The sequence below is a fragment of the Actinomyces sp. oral taxon 175 str. F0384 genome, assembly GCF_000223355.1.
In the GTDB taxonomy this organism is placed as follows: Bacteria; Actinomycetota; Actinomycetes; order Actinomycetales; family Actinomycetaceae; genus Actinomyces; species Actinomyces oris.
The window spans coordinates 267,374-286,340 of record NZ_AFUR01000007.1; the positions used below are offsets into that span (position 1 = coordinate 267,374).

Sequence of the window (18,967 nt, forward strand, 5' to 3'; positions counted from 1 at the left end):
GGCTCTGTGGCATCGGGGACCGCCTGAGCCCTGGCCGATCGGCCCGGCCGCGTGGATGGAGGCACCGACGGCGCGATGGCCGGATGCTGCGGAGGACACCGGGGAGGAGGTGCAGACTGCCACCGGCCGCCACCCCATCACTCCCGGCCGGGGACATTCCGCGCGGCCGGGTGCGTGTCGTTCCGGGCGGGGGCATTCGACGCCGTCGGGGACAGCAATCCCGTCCCCCAACGCGCAACATGCCCCCGACCAGAAGAAAATGTCCCCGGCCACGCAGAAAGCCCCCGCCCGGGCACAACCGGATGGGGGCCGCAGCGCAGTTGCTTGGGCACGGCGGGCCCAGGCCACGCCCGACGACGTCGAGCGCCTCAGCCCTCGATGAGCTCGCGGATCTCGGCGGCGGTCAGGGCCGCCGGGCTGAGTCCGCCCGAGCCCGCCGCAGCATCCGCACCACCGGCGGCACCAGCACCCTCGCCGCCAGTCTCAGTCTCCCCGGCCCCCTCGACGACCCGGGCGAAGAGCTCGGCCTTCTTCTCCTTGAGGGCCATGACCTTCTCCTCGATGGTGTCGGCCGAGACGAGCCGGTAGACCATGACCGGCTTGTCCTGGCCGATCCGGTGGGTGCGGTCGACGGCCTGCTCCTCGGCCTGCGGGTTCCACCACGGGTCCAGCAGGAAGACGTAGTCGGCCTCGGTGAGCGTGAGCCCGAAGCCGCCGGCCTTGAGGGAGATGAGGAAGACGTCGGCCTCGCCGGCCCGGAAGGCGTCGATGACCTTCTGCCGGTCGGGGGTGGAGCCGTCCATGTAGGCGGTTCGCACACCGGTGGCCTCCAGGTGCTCGCGCACACCGGAGAGGTAGCGCGTGAACTGGGAGAAGACGAGGGCGCGGTGCCCCTCGGAGAGGATCGGCCCCAAGTGCTCGACCAGCACCTCGACCTTGGCCGACGGGCTCGGCCGCCTCCCCGGTCCCCTACGGCCCGTTGCGGGGGCGCCGGCATCCCTGCCCTTCGCGGCTTTCGCGCCGCGGGCCGCCCTCCTGCCGGAACCGCCCGTCCCGCCGGCGGCCTCGCCGGCTTCCTCACCACCCGCGCTCTCGGCGGTCTCAGGCTCCATCCCGTCCTCGCCGTCGACGAGCGCCGGGTCGAGCGCCATCTGCCGCAGGGTGGTCAGCGCCTTGAGCGCGATGAAGCGCGACTGGGCGGTGTCCTCCTCCAGCAACCCGAGGATCCGCTGCCGCTCGCGGGCCAGGCGCTGGTCGTAGGCCTTGCGGTGCTTGGCGCCCAGCTCGACCGCCAGGACCTGCTCGGTCTTCGCCGGCAGGTCCGCGGCCACCTGCTCCTTGGTGCGCCGCAGCAGGAAGGGACGCATCCTGCGCCGCAGCCGCCCCAGCGCCTCGGCGTCCCCGCGGTCGATCGGCTTGCGGTAGACCTGCCCGAAGCGCTCCGGGTCGGGCAGCAGCCCCGGCGCCGCGATGCTCATGAGCGCCCACAGGTCCATGAGCGAGTTCTCCAGCGGCGTGCCCGTGATCGCGATGGTCGACGGCGACCGCAGCCGCCGCACCGCCTTGTAGGTGGCCGAGGTGTGGTTCTTGACGAACTGGGCCTCGTCACACACCACCCAGGCCCAGTCCTGGGCGATGAACTCCTCCTCGCACAGGCGCGCGATCGTGTAGGAGGTGACGACGACGTCGCAGCCCTCCACGATCTGCGCCAGAGTCTCCTCACGCTTGGCGGCGGTCCGCCTCACGGCCCGGACCCGCAGCCCCGGGCAGAAGCGCTCGGCCTGCTCCACCCAGGATCCGACGACGGAGGTCGGCGCGATGACGAGCACCGGCCCGGTCCCCTCCGGCTCACCGGGGTCGCCGGAGCTGGTCGGCTCGCTCCCTTGGGTCTCCTCACGCTGTTCGATGAGTCGCTGGACGGCGGCGAGTACCTGGACGGTCTTGCCCAGTCCCATGTCGTCGGCGAGGACCCCGCCGAGGCCCGCCTGGCGCAGGAAGTCCAGCCACCGGTAGCCCTCGAGCTGGTAGGGGCGCAGCGTCGCCCGCATCCCCTCGGGCACGGCCGCCCCGCCGGTCCCTTCACCGGTCCTCTCAGCGGTGCCGCCCACGTCGTCGCCTTCGACGGACCGTCCACCAGGCGCTTCAGCCGCGGCCTCGGCGGCGCGCGCCCGCTCCAGTAGCCGCCCGACCCGCTCCTTCCAGCGGGCCGTGGCCCGCTCGATGACGCCGAGTGACTCCAGGACCTCGTAGTAGCCGGCGTGCAGGGCACTGACCCGCAGCTCGCCCTGCGCCTGCGGGTCGGCCAGCTCGCGGCCCTCCTCCATGAGGCGGGCCAGGGCCTCGATCTCCGGGCGGTCGATGCTCACCCAGGTGCCCGACTCCAGGAGCACCTCGGGCTCCCCGGTGGCCACAGCCGCCATGAGCAGCGCAAGGGGGATCTCCTCCTGCCCCACGTGGACGCGCACGGACAGGGAGAACCAGTCGGGACGGTCCTCGTCGTCGCTGACGCTGGTGGTGATGACCGGGGCGGCCTCGGCCTCGCGGTAGTCGGGGACGTCGTCGTCGACCTCAATATCGAAGGCCTCCAGCTCGCGCAGGACCGGCAGCGTCTCAGTCATGAAACGGGCCGTGTCCATGCCGCGCAGGTCCAGGGGCTGCCAGAGGGCCGGGTGCCGCCCGGCCAGGGGCAGCAGGTGGTTGAGGACCTCGCGGGCCAGGCGGGTCTCCCCCTCAATGTCCCGGCCGGCGGTCCTGTCCTCAACGCGGCCCTCGGCCGCCGCGGCCAGGTCGGGCAGGGCGTGACTGCTCCGGACCTCGCCGTCCTCCCCGACGTAACGGATGGACCACTCGGTGCTCAGGTGGTGCTCGGCGGTATCGACGTGGACCGCGAGCGCGGCGCGCAGCGTCGTGGGGCGGGGCATGCGGATGGAGGTGTCGGCGGACAGGACCGGCAGCGCCCGGGTGAGGGCCTCAAGGTGCTCAGTCTCGAAACGCTCGACGTCCCCGGCCGGGATGGTGATGGCCTCGCCGTCGCCCCGCAGCACCCGGGAGAGGGCCTCGGTGGGGCGCGGCTCGAGCGGCATGAGGAGCAGCTCGCGCCCAGGCATCCACGTGTAGAAGCCGTGGACCGGGTCGCCGATCGGCATGAGGGAGAAGCTCAGGCGCAGTCCGGGGACCTGGAGGCGGCGCAGCTCCTCGACGTCGTCGATCTCGAGGGCAGGGGTGATGGCGATGTCGCCGTCGCCCTCCCGGGTGAGGTGGATGCCGCCGCGCAGCCCGTCGGCAAGGTAGACGGGCATGCCATGGCGCTGAGCGGTGGTGAGGGTCAGGCCGGCCGCTACCCCGCGGCGCAGCACATCCCAGACGTGGGCGGGCGCGGTCGTCAGGGAGAGGCGGTCGTCGGCGTAGTAGAAGCCGTAGCCGCCGGCCATGCCGGCCAGCTCGCGCAGGATGCCCATGACGGTGGGGTCGACGTCGTCGTCCAGGCCCCCGGAGACGATCTGGCTCCAGGCGGCGCCCTGCCGGTTCCAGCCGCGTTTGCCCTCGATGAGCGGCAGCATGGACAGGCCGGCGGGGGTGCCCCACATGTCGCCGGGGTCGTCGATGATCTCCAGGGCCATCCGACGGCGCGGGGCTCGCTCCACCTGCAGCAGGTCGGCCAGCCGGCTCTCCCAGGGGGCGGGCCCGCCGGAGGGGGCGGCGACGTCGGGCTCGGCCTGCGCCAGGGCGCGCGCGGTGATGAGCAGGGCGGCCGTGTGCTTGCAGTTGCTGCCCACCGGGCACGAGCAGGTGCCGGCCCAGGATGCCGGGGCGCTGCGGGCGCCCTGCTTACGGAAGACCATGGTCTGGTAGGTGTGCGCGCCCGAGCCCTTGGACTGGGCGCTGATGATGTCCCCGTCCCCGGCGACGCTGATGCCCCGCACCCGCCCTTTGCGCGCATAGTCCAGGCCGCGCTCAAAGGCCCGGTGGCCGACCCGACTGATGATCTGGTCATCAGTGAGCTCCACCGGCCAGTCGTCATGCCGAATCGCGCGAGCCATGACCCCAGGTTAAACGCGCGGTACGACAACTTCGGGCGCCGTCCGGCTGCTGATCGCACGCTGGGCGCGAACGGCGCCGGTCTCGCACCCGGTCACGTGGGGCCGGGTGAGGGATGGGGTGAGCGACCGGCCGTAGCCCGGTCGGACGCGCGGGTGGAGGCCTCCCCCGTGAGGAGGAGCCAGGTCGGTCCCGGATCTCGCACCCCGGGTGGATCACATTCCGATGACGGTGCGTTGTACTGGATTCATGAACGCGATGCTGACCTGTGAAGAGCTGTTCCTGCTGCTGACCAAGGACTCCGGCAAGCCGGAGAGCCGCATGACGTACCCGGCCTACGGGCTCACCGGCGCGCTACTCACCGATCTGCTGCTGGCCGGCCGTATCAGCCTGACCGAGGAGCGCAGCCCCCGCGTCTACATCGTCAGCGCCGAGCCGACCGGGCACCCCGTCCTGGACCGGGCCCTGGAGATCCTGCCCGCCAAGGACGGCAAGCGATTCTCCTCCCTGGTGTCGTGGGGCAAGCTCAACCCCACCCGCCACATCGCCGAGTCCTTGGAGGCGGCCGGGGTGGTGCGCATCCACACCGGCGGGCTGTTCGGTTCGCTGCACCCCAGTTACCCCACGCTCGACCCCGTCCCCGAGCGGCAGCTGCGCGCCCGCATCGACGCCGCCCTGCGCGGGGTGCAGCCGCCGACCGCCTCCGACGTCGCCCTGCTGTCGATCCTGCAGGCGCTTGGTGTCGCACCGACCGTCCTGCCGCAGCAGGAGACCGGTCTCAGCCGCGGCGAGCTCAAGCGCCGGATCAAGGAGCTCGCGGGGGAGAGCCCCGTGGGGCGCGCGGTGCAGCGGGCCGTGGAGGCCGTGACGATGGCCATCATCGCCGCCGGGAGCGTTGCGGCGGCCTCGTCGAGCTGATCGGGACCGGCTCTCCGGGCACCACCGCCCCCACCCCGGCCCCGTCGGGGACATTCCGCGCCGCGGGGGACATTCCGCGCAGACGGGGACACCACCCCTGGCGCAGCACGACGAAGGATGCGGCGGGGGACATTCTGCGCGGCCGGGTGCGTGTCCTTCCGGGCGGGGACCTTCGACGCCGTCGGGGACCGAAATCCTGTCACCGAACGCGCACCATGTCCCCCGCTGGAGCGGAACGTCCCCGGCCGCGTGAGATGTCCCTGTCGGCGGGGGTCGGCGGGAGGACGGACACGACGACGGGCAGGAGGCTAGACGAGAGGCTGGGACCGTCAGTGAAGGCCGGTGCCGGGGCCGCCACTAGGGCTGGGCCGGGGCCGTCACTCGCCGCGGGGCCGACGACGGCGGGCCGCCCGGGAGGTGCCGCCGTGCTTGCGCGCGCGGTGCCAGCGCTCGCGCCACAGGGCGTGATCCTGCTCGATCTCGGCCAGGCGCGCGGCCAGGCGGTGCGACTCCTCCAGCGACAGCCCTCGGGCGTGCATCCCCAGCTCGGCCTGGCGCGCCATCGCCGGTGTCGCCTGCTCGCGCAGGTCGGGCAGGCCCACCAGGTCGGGCTGCGCCGGCCGCCTCACGCCTGTCGCCGCGGTGCGCTCCCCCGCCGGCAGCCTGATACCACTGGGCGGCGACGCCGGTCGGCGCGGCTCCGAGACCTGCTCGCCGACCGGGGCCGTGGCCTCCTCGGGGGTGCGTCCGTCGGGGGCGGCCGGCCCCTGGACCACGCGCATCACCTCGTTGGCCGGCACGTGGTCGCTCCGGTGGCCCAGCGCCAGCCCGGCGGCCGGCAGGACCAGCACCGACAGCACCCCGGCCAGCACGAGGGTGGAGGCGAAGGAGGTCGACATGGCCCCCGCACTGACCGCCACCTGGGTGACAGCCACGATGATGGGCAGGGCGGTCGTCGAGTAGACGGCGATCTGGAGGCTCTGGCGCATCGAGTAGATGCGCGTGCCGTCCCTGCGGCGCTCCGCCCGGGAGGCCAGCCACACCGGCACGCCCCGAACGAGCACCAGCAGTACGAAGAAGGCCAGGAGGTTGACCAGGTCTCCGGCGTCGAGCCCGGCCTCGATGCCCATGCCGGAGGTGACGAAGAAGATCGGGACGAAGAACCCGTAGGCCAGCCCGTCAAGCTTCTCCTCGAACTCGGCATCCCCCTCGGGCAGAGCGTGACGCAGGACGAAGCCTGCGGCGAAGGCCCCCAGGATGACGTCGAGGTCGAAGATGGCGGCGATGGCGCACAGCCCCACCAGGAGCAGGACGGTGGCCCGGATGGTGGTCTGCGCCGTCGTCGAGGCCCCCAGGTGGATGGCCTCGACCAGGCGGCGTCCCACGCGCTTGACGCGGCTGGTGAAGCGGACGATGAGGAGGGTAATGATGAGGAAGACGCCCAGGATCACCATGCTCGCCCAGGTGGAGCGCGATCCCAGCAGCAGCGCCATGACGATGACCGGCCCGACCTCGCCGACGGCGCCGTGGTTGAGGATCGAGGCGCCCACCGCCGTGGGCAGCAGGCCGCGGTCGCGCAGGATCGGCAGGATCGTGCCGATGGCCGTGGAGGTCATGGCGGTGGCGATGGCGATGCCGTTGGCCGACGCCGCCCCTCCGGTCACCCCGATGACGCTGACTGCGCCGAAGGCCAGCCCCAGTGAGAGCAGCCAGGCGATGGCGGCATGGCGCCCGCCCGCCCCGCGCAGCTCGTTGATGTCGATCTCGTAGCCGGCCATGAGGAAGAGGAAGGCGACGCCGAGCTCGCGCAGCAGCTCGATCGAGGAGTCCTCGACGGCCAGCCCCAGGCCGTGGGGGCCGATGAGCATCCCGCCCAGGATGAGCAGGACGACCTCGGGCACGAGCCGCTTGGGGATGGTCCAGGAGATCAGCGGCGCCACGAAGGCCACCGCGACGATGAGCAGCAGGGAGGTGAAGACCTCGGCCATATCGTCTCCTTGTCTCCAGTCGGGTGCGGGGGATGGGGGAAGTGCGGGGCGCAGGGCCGGGTCCGGCGCAGGTCCGCACGAGCCTGTGAGACTACCCCGACCTCGGCCGGCCGGGCCCACTGTCGGGGCTACCGGGCGCGCGAGCCGCCACAAGGCGTCACAATGGAAGCATGCTCATGCCGTACTCTCCCTCCGCCGAACCACTCACGCGCCTGGCCGATGGGACGGTCAAGCAGATCAGTCCCTTCACCGGCACCGAGGTGTGGACCGTGCCGGGCCGCGCCAACCGGCCCATCTCGCACCCGGTGGCAGAGGTCCGCCCGCTGGAGGAGGCCGACCGCACCCGCAGCTGCGCCTTCTGCTCAGCGCGCTACCTGGAGACGCCTCCGGAGAAGGCGCGCGTCGTGCGCGGGGCCGACGGCGGTTTCGAGCGCCTCGACGCCGTCGCCGCCTCCGCCCTGTTCGACACGGTGGCCGAGTTCCGGCGGGTGCCCAACCTCTTCGAGATCCTCTCCTTCGACTACTGGCACATCAACCACGGCTACGAGATCCCCGACGCCGCCCGCGAGCGCATGGAGGCCTACCTGGCTGACCCGGTCGGCGTCGAGCACGTGGAGCGGGTGGCTCGCACCAAGCTGGCGGCCGCGGGCGCGGACCCGGACTCCTGGGACTCGATGGACGAGCGGACCCGCCACACCTTCCTGGCGGCCTTCTTCGCCGGGGGCCATGACGTCATCATCGGCCGGCGCCATTTCATCGACGACGCTCACGACACCACGGGCCTGGCCGGCTCGGGGACGCTGAGCGTGGCCGAGCACCGCGCCTACACGCGCCTGGCGATCCATGCGATGCACAGCCTGTACGAGGCCAACCGGTGGGTGCGTTACGTGGCCGTCTTCCAGAACTGGCTGCGGCCGGCCGGGGCGAGCTTCGACCACCTGCACAAGCAGCTGGTGGGCATCGACGAGCGCGGGGTCACCAGCCAGCTGGAGCTGCAGAAGGTACGGGCCAACCCCAACCTGTACAACGAGATGGCAGTGGACTACGCCGCCTACCAGGGACTGCTCGTGGCGAGCAACGAGCACGCGGTGGCCTTCGCCGGGTTCGGGCACCGCTACCCGACGCTGGAGGTGTACTCGACGTCGGCCATGCCCGAGCCGTGGCTCATGAGCCGCGAGGAGGTCGACGCCGTCTCTGACCTGGTGCACGCCCTGCACGCGGCCACGGGCGCGGACGTGCCCAGCAACGAGGAGTGGCATCACAAGCCGCTCGACGTGGACCAGCCCATGCCCTGGCACATCACGCTCAAGTGGCGGGTCTCCACCCTGGCGGGCTTCGAGGGCGGCACGAAGATCTACCTCAACACCATCGACCCGTGGACGCTGCGCGACCGTGTGGTGGCGCGACTGGAGGACCTGCGGGCCGACCGGCTCATCGCGCCGATGGCCGTGGGCGAGGAGTGCCCGACGGCGCCCAACCGGCTCCTGTACAACCCGGTCCTCACCGCCCGGCCGTAGCAGCCGGCAGGCCCGGGGGACCGTCGCCGGCCCAGCGCCGGACCGACGCAGCCTTCAGCAGCCGAGGGCGCTGCGCTCCTCGGGCCCCACCCAGCCCGAACGGCTCTCCAGGGCGCGGAACCAGCGGGCCAGCGCCGGCCAGAAGGAGATCGACGGCGCCTCCCCGCCGGGGTAGTGCTGGCGCCCGCCGTACTCGTAGGACTGGACGGTGGTGAACAGGCGGATGTCGCTGCCGGTGGGCTTGTCGCCGCACAGGTACTGGCCGATGGCGACGACGGCGGACAGGGCCGGCCCGTCGAGCATCGTCAGGCCGTCCTCGCGGGAGGCCTCCATCCGTGTGGCCCGGGCCAGGAGAGTGTCAATGACGTCGAAGCCCACGAGGACGCCGTTGGCCGCCGCCGCGGCCTTCTCCGGGTCCTGGGAGTGGGTGGCCACCGCGTGGCCGACGTTGATCTGCGAGCCGATCCAGGCGTCCCAGGCGTCGGTGGAGTTGCGGCGGTCGAGCGGATAGAGGTCCGGGGCGCCCTCGCGGTGGAGGTCCCACCAGGCGGTGGACAGGTCGAAGAGCAGGTCACCGGAGTCATCGCTGACGACCTGGCCAGTGGTGGTGTCCACGAGGGCCGGGACGGTGGGGGGAGGCTCGTAGCCGGGGGTCTTCGCGTAGACCTCAGCTAGGGAGCGGGCGCCGAGCGCCGGATCCACGCCGGGCTCGCCGTCGGGGCCGGTCAGCTCCCAGTACCCGTCCGCGCCCTTGCCGTAGCTCCAGGACACGGGAATCGCCTCGGTCAGGCCCAGCAGGCGCCGAGCGATGAGGACGCGGCGGCACCACGGGCAGGCCCCGGACGCCACGAGTCGGTAGCGCCCCACCTCCACGGGAAGGTCGCCGCTGGGTGAGAATCGGTGTGAGACTGCGATGGCCAAGGGATGCCTCCCGGAGGGGTCGGTCGAGGGGTCGTGATGCCCACGGCTAATCATTCCTCGCGCGCCGGCCACCGTCACCCGATTCTCACGGGGCGGAATCTCGCACCTCTCGCCCGACAACGACGACAGGCCTCACTCGACAGGGACATCCTGCGCGTGGGGGTGCACCATCTCTCGGCCGGGGACATCCTGCGCGTTCGGAGACAGGATTCCGGTCCCCGACGGCGTCGAACGCCCCCGTCTGGAAGGACACGCACCCGGCCGCGCGGAATGTCCCCGGCCGGGGGCAACAGCGGCAGAGCCCGCGCCTCACGTCAGCGCAGCGTCTCCTCCACGGAGGCCACGAACTCCAGGGCGTCATGCCCGTCCCAGTGCGGCTCGCCCAGCAGGTCGCGCACGCGGGCGCAGGCGGCCAGGGCCTCATCGCGCTCGCCGCGCTCGGCGTGCAGGCGGGCCAGCATGCACAGGGCCCGCGAGGCCGAGTCGCGGTCCTCGGTGTCCATGTAGCCGTCGTAGGCGGACTCGCAGTGCTGGACGGCCTGCCAGTTCTGGCCGGTGCGCCACAGGATCCAGGCCATGTCGTCGTGCCAGTCGCCGATCTCCCAGGCCGAGGAGTAGCCCTCGGTGTCGGCCACGCCGGCGAAGGCCTGACGGGCCTCCTCCATGATCTGGCGGGCCTCGTCGAGCCGCCCCCGGGCCATGGGCAGGGTGAGGTCGTCCACCAGCGCCCGCGCCGAGCGGCGCAGCGCCCGCCCCCGATCCAGGCAGCCCTGGTCGGTGCGGGTGTCCTCCAGGTCGGCGGCCTGGCGGAACAGGGCGGCGGCGCCCACATTGTCCTTGAGGTTGGAGGCGGCCATCGCCGCATGCGAGAGGTACTCCCCCGCCAGCGCCCGGCGCCCCTGCTCCTGCAGGATGCGGGCGGCGGCCAGCGAGTGCTCGGCGACGCTCTCCTCCTCGCCCATGGCCATGCCGGTCTGGGCCAGGAGCCGGTGCAGGTACAGGGCGACGCTCTTGGCCCCGGTGCGCTGGGCCAGGGACAGCGCGGACTCCAGGACCTCGGCGCTCTCCAGGTAGCGCTCGGAGGCCTCCAGCGCCGAGCCCAGGGACAGCAGGGAGGCCACGGCGTACAGGGTGATGCCGGCGGCCAGCATGATGTTGGCCTGCTCGCGGAACTGGGCGATGGCCTCGTCGAACTGGCCCACCTCCATCGAGGAGATGCCCAGCAGGCGCCGACCGCGGGCGGCCAGGACCGGGGAGACCTTCTCGTGGCGGCGCATGACCTCCTCGGCCAGCAGGCAGCCGTTGTAGACGTCGCCGCACTCGGCCAGGACCTCGGCGCGCGCCATGTCGAGGATGTCCTCCATCCGCTCGGCATGACGGTCCTCGGGGACGGCCTCAGCGGCGCGGGCGACGACCTGGATCGCCCCGAGCGCCTCGTCCTTGGCGTGCAGGTCGGTGAGGACCGAGGCCCCCACGAGCAGGGCGTCGGCGGCCAGAACGAGGGCATCGGTGCCCCCGGGGTCGAGCAGCTCGGTGGACACCAGGTCCTCGACCTGGGCCTCGATCTGCCCGATGAGGGAGGTGGCCCGCTGCAGACGCTCATCGCGCACGACGTCCTGGGACAGCTCGGCGATGGAGTCGGCGGTGATCTCGTTGTCGAGGTTGAGCAGGTCCACGTAGTAGGCGCCCAGCGGCCCGAAGGCCAGCTCGATGAGGGGGCGGATCCGCAGGCGCTCGGCGATGGCCTCATCCATCTCGGTGCGGCAGGTCATGGCGGCGGCCCGCAGCAGTCCCGTGTGGTACTCCAGTCCCGGGATCTCCTCGCCGCGCGGGGGCAGCAGGTCGCGCGTGGCCACCTGGTCGACGACGTACCAGTAGTCCATCGTCGAGGAGCCGATGGTGCGGCGGTGGTCGACGTAGCGACGCACCGCCTCCTCGCCGTTGCGCACCGGCCGGGGCCGCACGAGGTCCACCAGGGGGAAGGGCGCGTCGCCGCTCTGGTGGCTGGTGGCGGCGCGGGCTCGTCGGCCGGCCGCTTCCTGGCTCGACGACGTCGGGCGGGGCGCGTGCTCCTGAACCAGGCCGTCGTCGTCGGCCACGAGGCCCAGGAGGGAGGCGACGTCGGGCGCAGCGCCGTCCTCGTCCACGGTCAGGCTCGTCTGGGCCGCCTCGGGCAGCTCCTCGGAGGGCTCCAGGAGGTCGACTTCCACGCCCAGCCCGTGGACCGCGCCAGGGGCGGCATCGAAGGCGGCCCGGGCCAGGGAACGCTCCAGGTGGTCGGAGATGGTGGAGTTGCCGTTGCGCATGTCGAACTGCTGGGCCAGGCGCCGGGCCCAGCCGGTCATCTCGGCGTAGACGCGCGAGATGGTGGTGGAGGCCTCCAGTCCCGGCAGCGGGTACCACAGGTCGGCGGCCGGGACCTCGACGCCGAGGGCCTCCTCACCGCGGCCGGCCCGCTCGGCCTCGCGCAGCACCAGGCTCATGCCGCGCAGAGCCGACAGCAGCACATAGGCGGACTCGGCCTGCGCCAGCCAGGACAGGTGGCGGCGCAGGAGCTCCAGGCCCCGGTCCACCCGCCCCACAAGGGCCAGGTACTCCAGGTGATAGGCCAGGGAGATGAGGGCCTTGGGGTTGCGGCGGATCTCCCGGTAGGAGCGCAGGTGCGCCTCCCAGGCCGCCCGGGGCCGACCGGAGGCCAGCAGGGGCAGCAGCACGAGGGACTGCGTGGTCTGGGGCTGCACGGAGCAGCTGACGGCGCCGGTCAGCACGGGCACGGCAGTGGCCACGGCAAGCTCCCAGGCCTCGGTGCGGTAGGCGAAGGCGACCTGACGCATGGGGTCACAGCCCTCGCAGTCGGCGTTCTCGTCGCGGTGAGTGGCCCGCCAGGCGGCCAGCTCCTCGGCGGCCTCCTCCTCGAGACCCAGCAGGCCGGCGACCGAGGCGCGCTCACCGTGGACGACGTGCATGGAGGCGCCCCCGGAGCGGTAGAACTCCTCGAGGCTGGCCTCGAGCTGGCGCACCTTGTCCTTGGAGACCCTGGGGTTGGCGCCCGCCACGGCCACCGCCCACTTGAAGTGCCAGTGCAGGGTGCGCACCTGGGCGTCGTCGAAGGCCTCGGGGCGGCGCTGGTAGCGGCCGAGGTTCCACGAGAAGGGCGCCAGCGCCTTCCACGCCTCGTTGCCCTGCTGGTAGGCCTCGGTCAGGGCCAGCCGGGTGGCGATCCGCAGGTCCTCGTCGCCCAGTGCGTCCGCCCAGCTGACGGCCTCCGCGATGAGGGCCGAGGTCTGGGGGCCGTGGCCGAGGGCATCGGCGTAGGCCAGACGCTCGAGGATGTCTTCGCGTGTGGTCATGGAGTCTGTCCTTCCGGGCGGAGCCTGACGTTGCACCGTCATGAGGCGAAGGCTTCCACCGTGTGCTGCAAGAACGCACGGAATGCGCTCCGCCGACCCCAGGGATGCCGTGGGTGGAGCGTCATCCCGCACCGCTCACCGGTGAACGGCGGCATGGGCATAGCGGGCTCCTTTCGTCCAGAGGGCGGTTGTCCGACATCCAGTGTTACCGAACAGTTATAGAATCCGCTACTGCAACGGCCAGCGGCAACTCGGCCGCGGGGCATGTCGGAGGCGGGTACCCTCCGACCGCACCGGCCGGCCCCAGGACCGGGCTCCCCGACGCCGACTCCCGTCACTCCAGTATTTCCAACGGATGCCGCCGCACCGCGTCGGCGAGGCCGGCGCGCGCTAGGACACGAGCAGGGGCTTGGGGGTGTCGGTTGTCTCAGACCCGGTTCCGCCCTCAGCATCACTCGGGGCTGCGGGGCCCGGCCCGTCGACGACGGCGGCCATCTCCACCGTCGCGTCGGCGATGCCGGCAGCTGTGTCGGCAGCCATGCCGGCAGCCGTGCCCTGCGTCGCCACCGCAGGAGCCTGCTGGCTCACCTGCGTGGGCCCTCCTCCCGCGACCTCAGCAGGGTCGACGGCGCCGACGGCCCGGGCGGGCCGGGGCGCATCGGGCAGGGCGATCACGGTCGCCCCGCCGTCCTCTCCCTCAGTGTCGATCTCACCGACGGTCTCCGGCGCGCTCTCAGCCCGGGGCGCGCTCTCAGCCTCCGTCCCGGCGTCGGGCCGGCTGTCGGCAGCGGCGTCCTGGGCGGCCAGAAGGTCGAGGACCTCGCGCAGGGCCTCATCGACGCCGTCGAGGATGAAGTCCAGGGTGCCGGCCAGCTGGGCGTCGTCGAGCCCGGCCCCGATGTTGGTGAGGACCTCGGCGCACAGGCTCAGGCCGGCGTCGTCGACCTCGGTGTAGAAGGCGGGGATGAGCCGGCCGCTGGAGACCTCCTGGGCCACGGCGCGCACCCGGGAGAGCTCCGCGGAGCCCGGCCGGGTGGCGGCGAGCCGGTGGTGGGCGCGCACGGCGAGGATCCGGCGGTCGACCACCATGAGCACGTAGTCGAATCCGGCCACCGAGAAGTGCACCACCCCCTCGGACAGATCGAGGTCGTAGCGGTGGCCGCGCACGGCCAGCCAGGCGGCGAGCCGCCTGAGGGTCACGGTCGGGGTCACCGACCCCTCCGGCTGATTCCACCAGGCCATCAGTCCTCCTCCCAGGTGACGAGCTCGGGGAAGCGCTCCTCCACCGTGGAGAAGAAGGCGCGGGTCATGCCCAGGCCCATATCCATGAAGGCGTCGAGCTGGGCCTGGCTCATGCCCGCGCCGACGTAGGCCACCATCTGGGTGCTCAGCAGGAGGTGGCCGGGGTCGTGGGCGGGGGTGACGGCCAGGTCCGGGCCGTAGGTGGAGCGGTGCTGGGCATCGATGAAGGCACGCATCTCATCGAGGCGCTCGGCCGCCGGGCGCCCGCGCCACATGCCGGCCACGACGAGGGCGTCCTCCTCGTCATGCAGGTAGACGCCGATGTCGCAGCCCGGGAAGCCCATGAAGACGGCGCCGTCCTCCTCGGGGCCGGCGGTGATGTCGTGCTGGGACAGCCAGGTCTCGACCCGCTGAAGGGTCAGAGCCGGTTGGGCGCTCATGGGATCTCTCGCCTCCTTCCCGGTGCGGGACGTGATGCGGATTCGGTGCGGATGGCGCCGCTTGGGGGTGCGGCGCGCAGCTGGTGAGCCGGCTCGGGGCCGGTTCAGGCGCAGGGCGGGCCGTCAGAACTCGATGTCGGAGGCGATGTCCGCGACCGTGTCGACCTGGCCGGCGCCGGCCTGTGTGCTGCGCACGCTACCCGCTGAAGCCCCCCGGCCCCTAGTCGAGCGCGGGGCGCCGACGGCGTCGGGGCGGTTCCCGGTAGCCGGGCCCGCTGCGCCCGCCGGTCCGGCGGGGCCCCGGGAGGCGGCGGGGGCGCCGGGACCCTCCGGGAGTCGTGCCAGCGCCTGGTCCAGGGAGCGCCCCAGGACGCCGGAGGCCGACTCGGCCAGGGTCAGGCAGCGCGAGTCCATCTGCTCGGAGGCCTTGTACCCGCGGCGGCCGGCGGCCGGGCTGCGTCGCCCTTTGCCTGCGCGCGCGGTGGGCTCGGTGCGCCCGGTGCGGGAGCGCTGAGCAGCACCCGAGGAGACGGCCCCCGCTCTCCCGTCCGCCTTAGCACCGGATGACCGGGAGAAGGAGGCGCTGTCTTGGGACTTCTTGCGGAAGCCGACCATGGTGGTCCTTTCGGGAACGGTTCCGAGCGGCGTCGGGCCGCCCGGGGGACGAAGAGCTGACAGGCCGACGGGACGGCGAAGGAGTCGCGCGATGCGCCGTCGGGCTCGGGCCGTCTGCGCGCCGCCTGCGTGCCAGGCCGGGCGGACGGCGGGTGGGAACGCTAGCGGGGCACCTCGCAGGAGAGCTGGTCGGCGGCATGGGCCTGCTGGCTCCACAGCTCCTCGGTGAAGGTGTTGTCCAGGATGGAGCGGGCCAGGGGCTCGTCGGGGCGCATGATGTCGCGCACCGTCTGCAGGATGAGCTCGCGGCGGTCCTCGAGGCCCTCCTGGCCCAGGATCTGGGCCGAGCGGCCCAGGCCGCCCATGAAGTTGACGTACTCCATGGCGTGGTACTGGGGGGAGACCTCGTCGGGGCGCAGCTGGTGGGTGCGGGTCTCCAGCGCCTTGCGCACGTCGCGGCGCAGGGCCTCCTGGCCGCCCTGGGAGCGCACGTAGAAGGGCAGCAGCCGGTTCATCATGAGGTGGTGGGCGATGGCGTAGTCGACGTAGTAGAAGAAGGCCAGGCCCACACCCTCCTCGGCGGCCTGCTCCGACTCGGACTTCTGCCACTCGGCGTAGCAGGTGGTCTTGGCGACCTCCTTGGCCCAGGTGGGCGCGGCCGCCATGGCCTCGGTGGGCTGGAAGGCCACGCGCGACTTGCAGCGCGGGCAGGTGATGAACACCGGCATGTGGTAGAGCTCAGGCAGCGGCACCGGGTCGCCGCACTTGTCGCAGGTGAAGGAGAACTGAGCCTGGCGCCAGTCGGTCATGGCCCGGTTCCACTCCTCGCGGGCCTGCTCGGCACGGCCGGGGGCGAAGACCTCCTCGATGATGTTGCGAAGGCGCACCTCGAAGCTGCCCACGAGGTTGGCCGCGTCCTGGAGGCGGGCGGAGAGCTGACGGTCCTCATCAATGGACAGGTCGGCGTCGATGTCCAGGAAGGGGGCGAAGTGCTTGGCGAAGACCCGCTGGGCCTTGGTGTGCAGGAACATGATCTGGGCCTCGACCTCCGAGCGGAAGGCTGAGACGGAGGCCGGGTCGGTGATCTGCATCTCCATCGCGGTGCGGGCCGAGCTGACGCCGAACTCCCGGGCGCGAGCCTCCAACCGGTCCAGGTAGGTGCTCAGGCGCTGAGTGAGTGCCTGAAGCCGCCGGTAGTAGCGGACGTAGGCGGACATGTCAGGCTCCTTGCGGTGGAGGATCGGGATTATCACTGAGGAAGGCGCCGATTGCCGAGGATGGAGACACGCGACCCCGGGGCCGGCGACAACGCCGACGCACGAGCCCAGCGCAGAGGCGCCCACGGCTGCCAGCACTGTGGATGCTACTCAACTGGAGACTTCAACTGCGACCTGTTCGTGATCTTTTGGCATCGCCAGGCTCGACATCCGGGCAGGACTCCCCCTTGCCATTCCTCCGACGCTATGGCTTCTCGCCCGCCCACAACGGCGGCGCCACACGGGAGAAAAGTCCTGGTGGAGGCCGTGCCGGAGCAAGCCGGGAAACGCCAGCAAGTGACAAGGATCACGGCGTCACTGCGGGCGCGATCCGCCCTGCTGGCGCGCACGGCGAGACCTTTCCGTGATCGGCAGGTGGCCCAACGGCGTTGAACCGCGCGGTCGTAGGGTAGGTCGCGAGATCGTGCCCTTAACCCTCGATCCCGAGACACAAGGTACGACCGCGACGACGGGGCTTCCGCACCCGTGTCTTACAGCCGGGCGGTGCGGGCGGGGTCGAGGCTCAGGGCGACGCGCGCCCCGGGCGCGTGGGGGCGTCGGGTCAGGGCGGTGGCACGGGCCGGCTCACAGCTGCCGGCAGTACCGGCCATGACCGCCGCGCCAGCATCGACCCGCCCGGCATGCCTCTCAGCTACGGCTTTGATTCCAGCACCAGTCGGTCCGGTTGATTCGGCCAGCCCAACCAGATCGGCATACTCAGCCGATTCAGTCACGTCAGCCAGTTCAGCGCGTCCAGCCGGTTCAGCGTGCTCTGATGGTTCGGTGACGTTGGTCAGCGCGGCGAGCCGCTCGGGGTCGAGCTCGACCTCCACCTCCCACTGTCCGCGACGCAGCCGCGAGGCCAGCACGGTGGCCGGCAGAGTGGCCGGCAGGGTCTCCGGTGTCGCCGGTATCTCCGTCTGCGCGGGCCCGTCCGGCTCCCCCGGCTCTCTCGGTTCCCCCGCCGCGGCCTCCACTACGCGCAGCGCGCCGGGGGCGAGGGCGAGGTCGCCGACGACGTCGAAGCCCAGGAACCGCGCCACCTTGCTGGTTCCGGGGTCGGCCCACAGGCGCTGGGGGGTGTCCAGGCGCAGGAGGCGGCCGGCCTCCATGACGCCGACCTGGTCGGCCACGGTCATGGCCTCGTCCTGGTCGTGGGTGACGTAGAGCGCCGTCGTGCCGCGCCGGCGCAGGATGGTGCGCACGTCGGTGGCCAGCTGCTCGCGCAGGGCCCGGTCCAGGGCGGACAGGGGCTCGTCGAGCAGGAGGAGCCTCGGCGCCGGGGCCAGGGCTCGGGCCAGGGCCACCCGCTGGGCCTGCCCGCCGGACAGGGTGGTCACGCGCCGCCGCTCGAATCCGGGCAGGCCGACGAGCTCGAGCATCTCGCGCACGCGCTCGTCCCGCTGGGCGCGCGGCAGGCCGGTGAGCCCGTAGGCGATGTTGCTGCCGACATCGCGGTGCTCGAAGAGCTGGCCGTCCTGGAACATGAGGCCGAAGCCGCGCTTGTGGACGGGCACACGCACCATGCTCCGCCCGTCCCAGGCGACCTCGCCGGCGGCCACATCCTCCAGGCCGGCCACCGCCCGCAGCAGGGAGGACTTGCCCGAGCCCGAGGCCCCCAGGAGGGCGACGACCTCCCCGGCGGCCACCTCCAGGTCGACGCCGTCGACGGCGCGCAGGTCCCCGTAGGTCACGGCGAGCCCGCGCACGGACAGGCCCGCAGAAGCACTGGTGTCACTGGCAGTCGGGCTCATGGCCGCTCGCCTCCGTCCGTCCTGGGCCCGCGCGACCGGGCCGTCTCGTTGTTTCCGCCCGTCGTGCCCGCCGCATGCCGACCGGCGTCCACGGATACCGCGCGCTGCGGAGCCGGCTGAGGCGCCGACGCCCCACCGGGCCTCGACGCCGCGCCCGCGTTCCCGCCCCGCCCGGGGCCGAGCCGGGTCTGGAGCCACTCACAGCCGAGCATGACGGCGGCGCTGCCCACCGCCAGGACGACGCCCCCGGCCAGCGCCATCCCCTGGTTCTGGGAGCCGGGGCTGCCGATGAGCCGGTAGACGACCACCGGCAGGGTCGGCTCCTGGGGGCGGGCCAGGAACGACGTCGCCCCGAACTCCCCCAGCGACGTCGCCAGGGCGAAGCCGGCCGCCAGTCCGCCGGCGCGCAGCAGCTGGGGGCCGTCCACGGTCGCCAGCACCCGGCCGGGTCCGGCCCCCAAGGCAGCGGCCGCCTCGCGTTGACGCGGGTCGATGGCGCGCAGTGCCGGCAGCAGGGTGCGCACCACGAGCGGCACGGCCACCACGGCCTGCGCCAGCGGCAGGATCCACCAGGAGCGGGTCAGGGCCAGCGGCGGGCGCGCCAGGGTGATGAGGAAGCCGAAGCCGACCGTCACGGCGGAGACGCCCAGCGGCAGCATGAAGGCGGCGTCGAGCCCGGTGATGACCCGGGCCAGCGCCCGGCTGCGGGGTCGGCGCGAGACGACCAGGCATACCGCCACCCCTAGGCTCAGGGCGATGGCCGCAGCCGCCACGGCCACGGCCACCGAGTTGGCGGCCGCCTCCCACACGGTCACGAGCAGGGCGCTGCGCCCGCCGGTCGAGCCCAGGTCGGTGTAGTTCGCCAGGGTCCAGGCGCCGTCACGCTGCAGGGAGCGCGCCACCAGCACCGCCATCGGCGCCACCAGCA

12 protein-coding genes are annotated in these 18,967 nt (G+C 72.5%); 2 read left to right on the top strand and 10 right to left on the bottom strand.

Annotated features, from left to right (window positions below):
• Positions 1-368 precede the first annotated feature (368 nt).
• Positions 369-4,040, bottom strand: coding sequence for a DEAD/DEAH box helicase (locus HMPREF9058_RS12690; protein ID WP_043538409.1), 3,672 nt, complete (start codon positions 4,038-4,040; stop codon positions 369-371).
• 256 nt (positions 4,041-4,296) lie between these two features.
• On the opposite strand from HMPREF9058_RS12690, the gene HMPREF9058_RS12695 reads away from it, so the two are divergent.
• Positions 4,297-4,956: a GPP34 family phosphoprotein gene (locus HMPREF9058_RS12695; RefSeq protein ID WP_009407530.1), complete on the top strand. Its 660-nt coding sequence runs from the start codon at positions 4,297-4,299 to the stop codon at positions 4,954-4,956.
• A 377-nt stretch (positions 4,957-5,333) separates the two neighbouring features.
• On the opposite strand, the gene HMPREF9058_RS12700 is transcribed toward HMPREF9058_RS12695, so the two are convergent.
• A complete protein-coding gene (locus HMPREF9058_RS12700; protein ID WP_009407698.1) occupies positions 5,334-6,944 on the bottom strand; it encodes a cation:proton antiporter in 1,611 nt (536 codons plus the stop codon).
• A gap of 170 nt (positions 6,945-7,114) precedes the next feature.
• On the opposite strand from HMPREF9058_RS12700, the gene HMPREF9058_RS12705 reads away from it, so the two are divergent.
• Positions 7,115-8,461 (top strand): DUF4921 family protein, encoded by a 1,347-nt coding sequence (locus tag HMPREF9058_RS12705; protein ID WP_043538410.1) that lies wholly within the window; start codon positions 7,115-7,117, stop codon positions 8,459-8,461.
• Positions 8,462-8,515: 54 nt separating this feature from the next.
• Here the strand turns inward: HMPREF9058_RS12705 and HMPREF9058_RS12710 are convergent, their stop codons facing one another.
• The 8 genes from HMPREF9058_RS12710 to HMPREF9058_RS12745 form a co-directional block, all read right to left on the bottom strand.
• Positions 8,516-9,382 (bottom strand): glutathione S-transferase C-terminal domain-containing protein, encoded by an 867-nt coding sequence (locus tag HMPREF9058_RS12710; RefSeq protein WP_009407709.1) that lies wholly within the window; start codon positions 9,380-9,382, stop codon positions 8,516-8,518.
• Positions 9,383-9,696: 314 nt separating this feature from the next.
• Positions 9,697-12,732, bottom strand: a complete 3,036-nt coding sequence (locus HMPREF9058_RS12715) for a hypothetical protein (RefSeq protein WP_009407623.1) — start codon at positions 12,730-12,732, stop codon at positions 9,697-9,699.
• A 390-nt stretch (positions 12,733-13,122) separates the two neighbouring features.
• Positions 13,123-13,974 carry a hypothetical protein gene (locus HMPREF9058_RS12720; RefSeq protein WP_009407492.1) on the bottom strand — a complete coding sequence of 284 codons (852 nt, stop codon included), beginning with the start codon at positions 13,972-13,974 and terminating at the stop codon, positions 13,123-13,125.
• Entirely contained in the window at positions 13,974-14,414 is a 441-nt protein-coding gene (locus HMPREF9058_RS12725; protein WP_009407703.1) for a YbjN domain-containing protein, read from the bottom strand. The genes HMPREF9058_RS12720 and HMPREF9058_RS12725 overlap by 1 nt, the downstream gene beginning before the upstream one ends.
• Positions 14,415-14,537: 123 nt before the next feature.
• On the bottom strand, positions 14,538-15,029 hold the full coding sequence (locus HMPREF9058_RS12730; protein WP_009407787.1) for a hypothetical protein: 492 nt from the start codon (positions 15,027-15,029) through the stop codon (positions 14,538-14,540).
• Positions 15,030-15,190: 161 nt separating this feature from the next.
• Entirely contained in the window at positions 15,191-16,246 is a 1,056-nt protein-coding gene (locus HMPREF9058_RS12735; protein WP_009407651.1) for a hypothetical protein, read from the bottom strand.
• Between the two features lie 530 nt (positions 16,247-16,776).
• Positions 16,777-18,039, bottom strand: coding sequence for an ABC transporter ATP-binding protein (locus HMPREF9058_RS12740; protein ID WP_009407599.1), 1,263 nt, complete (start codon positions 18,037-18,039; stop codon positions 16,777-16,779).
• Positions 18,036-18,967 (bottom strand): iron ABC transporter permease (locus tag HMPREF9058_RS12745; RefSeq protein WP_009407713.1); only part of this gene is annotated, 932 nt, incomplete at its 5' end. The genes HMPREF9058_RS12745 and HMPREF9058_RS12740, both read right to left, overlap by 4 nt.

Coding starts and splice junctions, on each gene's coding strand:
- HMPREF9058_RS12690 (WP_043538409.1), bottom strand. CDS start 4,040: ATGGCTCGCGCGATTCGGCATGACGACTGGCCGGTGGAGCTCACTGAT.
- HMPREF9058_RS12695 (WP_009407530.1), top strand. CDS start 4,297: ATGCTGACCTGTGAAGAGCTGTTCCTGCTGCTGACCAAGGACTCCGGC.
- HMPREF9058_RS12700 (WP_009407698.1), bottom strand. CDS start 6,944: ATGGCCGAGGTCTTCACCTCCCTGCTGCTCATCGTCGCGGTGGCCTTC.
- HMPREF9058_RS12705 (WP_043538410.1), top strand. CDS start 7,115: ATGCTCATGCCGTACTCTCCCTCCGCCGAACCACTCACGCGCCTGGCC.
- HMPREF9058_RS12715 (WP_009407623.1), bottom strand. CDS start 12,732: ATGACCACACGCGAAGACATCCTCGAGCGTCTGGCCTACGCCGATGCC.
- HMPREF9058_RS12720 (WP_009407492.1), bottom strand. CDS start 13,974: ATGGCCTGGTGGAATCAGCCGGAGGGGTCGGTGACCCCGACCGTGACC.
- HMPREF9058_RS12725 (WP_009407703.1), bottom strand. CDS start 14,414: ATGAGCGCCCAACCGGCTCTGACCCTTCAGCGGGTCGAGACCTGGCTG.
- HMPREF9058_RS12730 (WP_009407787.1), bottom strand. CDS start 15,029: ATGGTCGGCTTCCGCAAGAAGTCCCAAGACAGCGCCTCCTTCTCCCGG.
- HMPREF9058_RS12735 (WP_009407651.1), bottom strand. CDS start 16,246: ATGTCCGCCTACGTCCGCTACTACCGGCGGCTTCAGGCACTCACTCAG.
- HMPREF9058_RS12740 (WP_009407599.1), bottom strand. CDS start 18,039: ATGAGCCCGACTGCCAGTGACACCAGTGCTTCTGCGGGCCTGTCCGTG.